The following is a 7,519-nucleotide window of genomic DNA, read 5'->3' on the forward strand; positions in this document are numbered from 1 at the left end:
CGGGGAGACCCCGGTGTCGTCAACGGGGCCACCCGGCCGCCGGAAGGGAAGCGCGTGCCCGTCCTCAACACCTTTCTCGTCGCCGTCAACAACGTCTTCTGGTCCTACTTCCTCATCCCGCTCCTGGTCCTGCTGGCCCTGTACTTCACGGTCCGGTCCGGTCTCGTCCAGCTGAGGCTGCTGCCGGAGATGTTCCGGGTCATCCGCAGCAGCCCCGGCACCGCACCCGACGGCGGCAGGGAGATCTCCTCCTTCCAGGCCTTCGCGATCTCGGCGGCCTCCCGCGTGGGCACCGGCAACATCGTGGGCGTGGCGACGGCCGTCATGCTCGGCGGGCCGGGCGCGGTCTTCTGGATGTGGGCGATGTCCTGCGTCCTGGGCGCGGCCGCGTTCGTGGAGTCGACCCTGGCCCAGCTGTACAAGGTGCGCACCGCCACGGGCTTTCGCGGCGGGCCCGCCTACTACATCCGGTACGGCCTGGAGAACCGGTGGATGAGCGTGCTGTTCGCGGTCGTCATCACCGTCACCTTCAGCCTGATCTTCAACTCGGTGCAGGCCAACAGCATCGCCGGTGCCGTCTCCACCTCGGCCGGGAGCCTGGGCCTCCCCGACGGCCGGGTCCTCAGCGTCGTCGTCGGCCTGGTGCTGGTGGGCCTGACCGCGGCCGTCATCTTCGGCGGGGTGCGCCGCATCGCCACCGTCGCCCAGGCCCTGGTCCCGACGATGGCGATCCTGTACATCCTGCTCGGCCTGGCCGTCGTGGCCCTCAACATCGGGGAGCTGCCCCGGGTGATCGGCGACATCTTCGCCGGGGCGTTCGGGCTGCGCGAGTTCGTGGCGGGCGGTGCCGGGGCCGCGATCCTCCAGGGGATGCGCCGGGGGATGTTCTCCAACGAGGCCGGCCTGGGCTCGGCGCCCAACGCCGGCGCCACCGCCTCGGTCTCCCACCCCGCCAAACAGGGCCTGGTGCAGACCCTGGGAGTGTACTTCGACACCTGGCTGGTGTGCTCGGTCACCGCGTTCATCATCCTGGTCTACGGGCCCGACTTCACCACGGAGGCCGGGGCCGAGGTCACCCAGCGGGCCTTGGAGAGCACCCTGGGCGGCTGGTCCCTGCACGCGCTGACCGTGATCCTGTTCCTGCTGGCGTTCACGTCGGTGCTGGGCAACTACTACTACGGCGAATCCAACCTGGGGTTCCTGGACGCCGACCCCAAGCACATGACGTACTTCCGCTACGCGGTGCTGGCGGCGGTCTTCCTGGGCAGCGTCGCCCCGCTCACCGTCGTGTGGAACCTCGCGGACATCGCGATGGGCGTCATGGCCACCGTCAACCTGCTGGCCCTGGCGCCGCTGTCGGCGATCGCCTTCCGCCTGCTGGCCGACTACAGCCGCCAGTTGCGCAACGGGCTGGACCCGCAGTTCACGCTGTCCAAGATGCCCGACCTGCGCGGGGTCCGGTGTTGGGGCGAACCCGGCGGGGCACTGCCCGAGGACGTGGACCGCAGTGAGGGGGCGGCACCGCCCGATCCGGCCGATGCCCTGGCCGAGCACGACGACCGGCCGGAGGAGGGCCCCGGGGGCGACGGAGGCCGCGGCGACTGAACGCCGGTGAACCGCGCGGCGGGGCGGCGGCGATACGGGGGGAGCGAACGGCGCTCCCCCCGCCGTGTCCCGGCCGGCCACGCCCGCCGCCTTGCCGGTCGCCCTCCTGCCCGTCCCCCGGGTCGGGGCGCCCACCCTCCTGCCCGCGTCCGCCCCGACCCGGGGTCCGGGAACCGTCTGCACGGACGAGGTCCCGGGCCGGGGATGCGCTGCGGTCCTGCCGGGACCGCGGGCGTCCCGGCGGCTCCCGCCCCGGCAGGCGGCCCTCTGCGGGGCGGCGGCCCCCGTCGGCACGGTCCTCTGCGACCGCGCCGTCGCCGGAGGCCGGCCGCGCTGCCGGACCCGCGGTGGGTCACGGCCGCCCGGCAGCGGCCGGTGGCCGCCGGTCCGATCGGCCCCCTGCCCACCACCGCCGGGGTGTGGATCCGTCATCCGCCCCGGGCCCTCCGCTCGATCGGGCCCGGCCTGCTCGGCACGATGTGCGCGGACGAAGACCCGTACCCGGTCATGAACCGCTCCCTGTTCCGTATCCTGGAGCCCGGAGCCCCGGTTCCCGTGTTCGTCGGCACCGGGCTGCGGATGCTCCTGGGAGCGGTCCTGCTCCTCCCGGCGGCGCGCGTGCCCGGGGACCGGGCCCCGTGCGCCGACGGTGATGCCCTCCCCGTTGCGGGGGTCGTCGCCGTGGGCCGGGCGGTACGCATGTACCTCACCCGCGACCTGCTCTGACGGGCCGTCCACAGGCCGAAGCCGACCGACCCGGGACGAAAACGGTTTTCGGTACTATGCCCGAAGACCCACCCGATCCATCACGGAGTGCCACCGTGTCCGAACGGACCACACCCCAGCACACCCACGGGGGCGAGCCCCCGCCCGGCGACCCGTTCGTCCCCGCGCGTGAGGCCGAGCTGCCGCCCGACGACTGGGGGCGTCGCCGCGGCGGGCGCCGCACCGGGACGGTCTGGCTGTTCGCGGCGCTCATCACCGCGATGGCCGTCGGCCACGCCTGGTTCTCCGACCAGCTCACCGGGTCCGCGTTCCTGACCTGGGCGACCATCTTCACCGCCATCTGCTTCCAGGCGCTGCCCTTCCTGGTCTTCGGGGTCGCGCTGTCGGCGGCGCTCACCGCGTTCGTGCCGACCTCCGCTTACCAGCGGTTCATCCCGCGCAAGGCCAGCCGGGCGGTCCCGGTGGCCGGACTGTCCGGCGCACTGCTGCCGGGCTGCGAGTGCGCGTCGGTGCCCATCGCCGGCAGCCTGATCCGGCGCGGGGTCGCCCCCGCCGCGGCGCTCACCTTCCTGCTGGCCGCGCCCGCCATCAACCCGGTCGTCATGATCGCCACCGCCGTGGCCTTCGCCGGGCAGCCGGAGATGGTGCTCGCCCGGTTCGCCGCCTCACTGCTGGCGGCGGTCGTCATCGGCTGGATCTGGGTGCGCTTCGGCCGCACCGAGTGGCTGCGCCTGCCCTCCCGGCCGACCGACCCGGGCGAGTCCAAGTGGCGGGTCTTCCGCGAGTCGATGGTGCACGACATGATGCACGCCGGCGGCTACCTGGTCGTCGGCGGGCTGGCCGCCGCCACCATCAACGTCATGGTCCCCCGCGAGTGGCTGCTGACCGTGGCGGGGATGCCGGTCGTCTCGGTGCTCGTACTCGCGCTGCTGGCGATCCTGCTGTCCATCTGCTCCGAGGCCGACGCGTTCGTCGCGCTCAGCCTCACCGACTTCTCGCCCACCGCCAAGCTGGCGTTCATGGTGGTGGGTCCCATCGTCGACCTCAAGCTCATCGCCATGCAGGCCGGTGTGTTCGGCTGGCGGTTCGTGGCGCGCTTCGTCCCCCTGTGCCTGATCGTGGCCCTGGCGGCCACCTTCCTGATCGGAGGCCTGATCCTTTGAACCGCATCGCGCAAGGGCTCGTCCTGGTGCTGCTGGGTGCCGCGGCGCTCACCGCCACCGTGCCCACGAACATGTACCTCAACTGGGTCAAGCCCGCCTTCGGGCCGTTCCTCATCGCCGCCGGGGTGACCATGGCGGTGCTGGGCGTGTGGCTGGTCATCGCCGAACTGCGCGGGGAGGCCGAGGAGCACGCACACCACGCGCACACCGGGGACGACGAGGCCGTCGCCGAGGCCTACGTGCACGGCGGCGACCACGGGCACGACCACTCGCGCGCCCCGCGCGTGGCCTGGCTGCTGCTGCTCCCGGTGCTCGCCGTGTTCGTGGTGGCCCCACCGGCGCTGGGCTCCTACGCCGTGCAGAGCACCGCCTCGGAGTCCGCCGCGCCACCCCGGCCGGAGGGGCGGTCGGGGCAGTTCGACGACGGCCTGGAGGAGGCGGCCGAGGGCGAGGTCGTCCCCCTGGAACTGCGCCAGTTCGTCATGCGCGCCTGGATCGACGAGGACCGTGCGCTGGCCGGGCGCACCGTCGAGCTCACCGGGTTCGCCGTTCCCGCCGACGACGGCGAGGGCTGGTACCTGGCCCGGCTCCAGATGGCCTGCTGCGCAGCCGACGCGGTGGTCAACAAGGTGCTGATCACCGACGGGGCCGTCCCCGAGGCGGACAGCTGGTGGACCGTCCGGGGCACCTGGGTGGAGCCCGAAGGGGAGCTGTACGACGTCAACGAGCACCGGTTCACCGTCACCGAACTGGAGGAGGTGACCGACCCGCCGGACCCCTACGAGTGACGTCCCGCCCCCCGGGGCGAGCGCGGAGTACCCGGAATCGGGCCACGGGTCCGTGCGCCCACGGCGCCACACCGGGTCCAATTCGGCGGTTCACGGCCACGGCGGGTGACAATGGGCGGGTGTCGGACAGGAGCGGTGACCTCGGACGGATCTGGAACCGCGTACGTCCCCGGTCGATCAGAGGACGGGTCACCGCGGGGGCCGTGATCGTGCTCGTGATCGTCGTCGCCGTCGGCCTGGCCGTCTCCATCCTCCTGCTGCGCGACCTCATCACCACCCAGGCCCGGGACCGGGCCGACCTCGCCGCCCGCCACGTCGCCGAGGAGATCACCACGGAGCGCTACCCCGGGGCCGTACCGGCCACCGAACCGGTCCTGCGCCTACAGGTCGTCGACCGGCACTCCGGCGAGGTGCTCGCCGCCAGCGACGCCATGCGCGGCCTCGCCGCACTGACCCACGACCGCCCCAGCCGGGGCGACTTCCGGGTGGACACCACCACCTGCGTGGAACAGGGCGACAACGGCTACACCGACTGCTACCTGGTGGTCGGATACGCCGTCTCCGACTCCGCCTACGGCGATGTCATGGTGCTGGCGGCGGCCCGCGCCCCCTCGGTCCTGACCACCGGGACCCTGGAGACTGTGCTGATCGGCACGGCCTGCGGCCTGCTCATCGTCACCGCGCTGATCATCTGGGTCGGCGTGGGCCGCGCACTGCGCCCGGTGGAGATGATCAGGGAGCAGATGGAGACCATCTCCGTCACCGACCTGCACCGCAGGCTCCGGATCCCGCGCACCCACGACGAGATCGCCGACCTGGCCCGCACCGCCAACGCCAGCCTCGACCGGCTGGAGGAGGCCGTCACACGCCAGCGGCGGTTCGTCTCCGACGCCTCCCACGAGCTGCGCAACCCCATCGCCGGCATGCGCGCCAAGCTGGAGGTGGAGCTGTCGGATCCCCGGCCCGACCCCCGGGAGCGCGAGCGGCTGCTGACCGGCCTGCTCTCGGACACCGAGCGTCTGGAGAACATCGTCTCCGACCTGCTCGAACTCGCCCGCCTGGACACCGACCTGGCGTCCTCCCGCGAACCCTTCGACCTCGCCGCCCTGGTGCAGAAGGAGTTCGGGACCCGCAAGGAGGTGGTCGACCTGCGCATCCACACCCCGGTCGAGGTCCCGGTGTGCATGGACCGGCTGCGGATGGCCCGGGTGCTGACCAACCTGGTCGCCAACGCCGAGCGCCACGCCCACGAACGGATCGACATCATCGTCGATCGCGACGAGGACGGATCGGCGGTGGTGGAGGTGCACGACGACGGGTCGGGAGTCCCCGAGACCGACCGTGAACGGATCTTCGAGCGGTTCGCCCGGCTGCGCGAGTCACGCGAGCTGGACCCCGAGGGCAGCGGCCTGGGACTGGCCATCTCCCGGGAGATCGTGAAGGCCTACGGGGGCACCCTGGTGGCCGCTCACAGCGACCTGCTCGGCGGTGCGCTGTTCACCCTGCGCGTTCCTTCGAGGACGGGGACGGAGACGGCATGAGCGACGGGGAAGAGACGGAACCGAACGGTGGAGAGGACGGACCGCGCGAAGCACGGGAGCCGAAAGGGCCGCGGAGCGAACAGGCGGGGCAGGACGGGCAGCAGGTGCTGACGGAGGTCCTCCCGGGACCCCCGGCCCGGCGCCCGGGCTACTTCCGGATCGGGTTCGTCGGGGCCCTGGGCGTGCTCGTCGCCTGGCTGATGGTGCAGGCACTGGTGGGCGTGCGCGGGGTGCTCGTCTACATCCTGGTGGCGCTCTTCCTCGCCGTCGGGCTCAACCCGGTCATCGAGTTCCTGCGCGCCCGCGCCCGCATGCCGCGGTGGGCGGCCATCATCACCGTCTGCCTGGCCCTCGTGCTGTTCGTCGCCGTGTTCGTGTGGGCGATCGTCCCGCCGCTGAGCGCACAGGTCACCAGCCTGGCCACCGGGCTGCCCGCGATGATCGACGACCTCCAGGAGAACCGCTTCTTCGCCGACCTGAACGAGCGCTACGACCTGCTGGACAAACTACAGGGGGCCGTCGTCGACCCCGACGTGGGGCGGCAGGTGTTCGGCGGCCTGGTCGGGGTGGGGCAGGTGGTCGTCGACTCCCTGGTGGCCTCGTTCACGATCTTCATCCTCACCCTGTTCTTCATGACGTCGCTGCACGGCATCCTCGACGTCTGCTACCGGCTGGTGCCGCGCTCGCGGCGCGACGGGGTGCGCGAGATCGGCGACGAGATCGTGCTGCGCATCGGGGCGTTCATCGCCGGGCAGCTGGTGGTGGCGGCGGTCACCGGTCTGGTGGCGTTCCTGTTCCTGTGGGCGGTCGGGTCCGCCTACGCGCTGACCCTGGCCCTGGTGGTGGGCGTGACGGCGCTCATCCCGCTGGTGGGCACCACCATCGGCGCTCTGGCGGCCTCGCTGGCCATGGTGCTGGTGGATCCCTGGCTGGGGCTGTTCACGCTGGCCTTCTTCCTCGTCTACCAGCAGATCGAGAGCTACGTGATCTCTCCCCGGGTCATGCGCCGGGCCGTGCACGTCTCGCCGACCGCCAACATCACCGCGGCCCTGGTCGGCGGCGCCATGATGGGCCTGGTGGGGGCGCTGCTGGCGATCCCGGTCGCCGCGTCGCTGACGATCATCCTCAACAAGGTGGTGTTCCCCCGGTTGGAGGAGGCCTGACCGGCCCGGACACCGCATAGGCTGCCCGGATGGACGGACGCGGGGGGCGGGTGCGGGCGGTACTCGTGGTGGTGTGGGCGACGGTGCTGCTCGCCGCCCTGGCCTACGGGCCCGACCCGGGGCAGGTGCGCGCCTGGATCGAGGCGGCCGGCCCGGCCGCCCCCGTCGCCTACCTGGTGCTGTACGCGGTGGCGGTGTTCGCGCTGGTGCCGCGGCCCGCGCTGAACGTCGCCGCGGGGCTGCTCTTCGGGCTCGCGATCGGGCTGCCGCTGGCCCTGGCCGGCGGGGTGGTCGCGGCGCTGGCGCAGTTCGCGGTCGCCCGGTACGTCGCCGGGAACGCGGTGGCCGGACTGCTGCCCGCGGGCGCGCGTGCGCGGCTGGACGCCGTGGCCGGGGAGCACGCGCTCAAGGCCGTGCTACAGCTGCGGCTGCTGCCGGTGATCCCGTACCAGGTGGTCAACTACGGGTGCGGCCTCACCCGGATGCGGGTCGGGCCGTTCGCGCTGGGAACGCTGGTGGGCGGTGTCCCGGCG

7 protein-coding genes are annotated in these 7,519 nt (G+C 72.6%); all 7 read left to right on the plus strand.

All coding sequences use genetic code 11. The features are described from left to right. Positions 1-54: 54 nt before the first annotated feature. Positions 55-1,605 (plus strand): sodium:alanine symporter family protein, encoded by a 1,551-nt coding sequence (locus tag QJS33_RS26190; RefSeq protein WP_306370745.1) that lies wholly within the window; start codon positions 55-57, stop codon positions 1,603-1,605. 375 nt (positions 1,606-1,980) lie between these two features. Beyond that, on the plus strand, positions 1,981-2,331 hold the full coding sequence (locus QJS33_RS26195) for a hypothetical protein (protein WP_306370746.1): 351 nt from the start codon (positions 1,981-1,983) through the stop codon (positions 2,329-2,331). 95 nt (positions 2,332-2,426) lie between these two features. Further along, a complete protein-coding gene (locus tag QJS33_RS26200) occupies positions 2,427-3,494 on the plus strand; it encodes a permease (RefSeq protein ID WP_306370747.1) in 1,068 nt (355 codons plus the stop codon). After that, positions 3,491-4,282, plus strand: a complete 792-nt coding sequence (locus QJS33_RS26205; RefSeq protein WP_306370748.1) for a TIGR03943 family protein — start codon at positions 3,491-3,493, stop codon at positions 4,280-4,282. Before QJS33_RS26200 ends, QJS33_RS26205 begins: the two co-directional genes overlap by 4 nt. A 119-nt stretch (positions 4,283-4,401) precedes the next feature. Next, entirely contained in the window at positions 4,402-5,823 is a 1,422-nt protein-coding gene (locus tag QJS33_RS26210; RefSeq protein WP_372339717.1) for a sensor histidine kinase, read from the plus strand. Further along, positions 5,820-6,986 (plus strand): AI-2E family transporter, encoded by a 1,167-nt coding sequence (locus QJS33_RS26215; RefSeq protein WP_306370750.1) that lies wholly within the window; start codon positions 5,820-5,822, stop codon positions 6,984-6,986. Before QJS33_RS26210 ends, QJS33_RS26215 begins: the two co-directional genes overlap by 4 nt. Positions 6,987-7,015: 29 nt before the next feature. Continuing rightward, on the plus strand, positions 7,016-7,519 hold a 504-nt coding region (locus tag QJS33_RS26220; RefSeq protein ID WP_306370751.1), incomplete at its 3' end, for a TVP38/TMEM64 family protein.

The sequence above is a fragment of the Nocardiopsis sp. CC223A genome, from assembly GCF_030766825.1.
Classification (GTDB): Bacteria; Actinomycetota; Actinomycetes; order Streptosporangiales; family Streptosporangiaceae; genus Nocardiopsis.

Coding starts and splice junctions, on each gene's coding strand:
- QJS33_RS26215 (WP_306370750.1), top strand. CDS start 5,820: ATGAGCGACGGGGAAGAGACGGAACCGAACGGTGGAGAGGACGGACCG.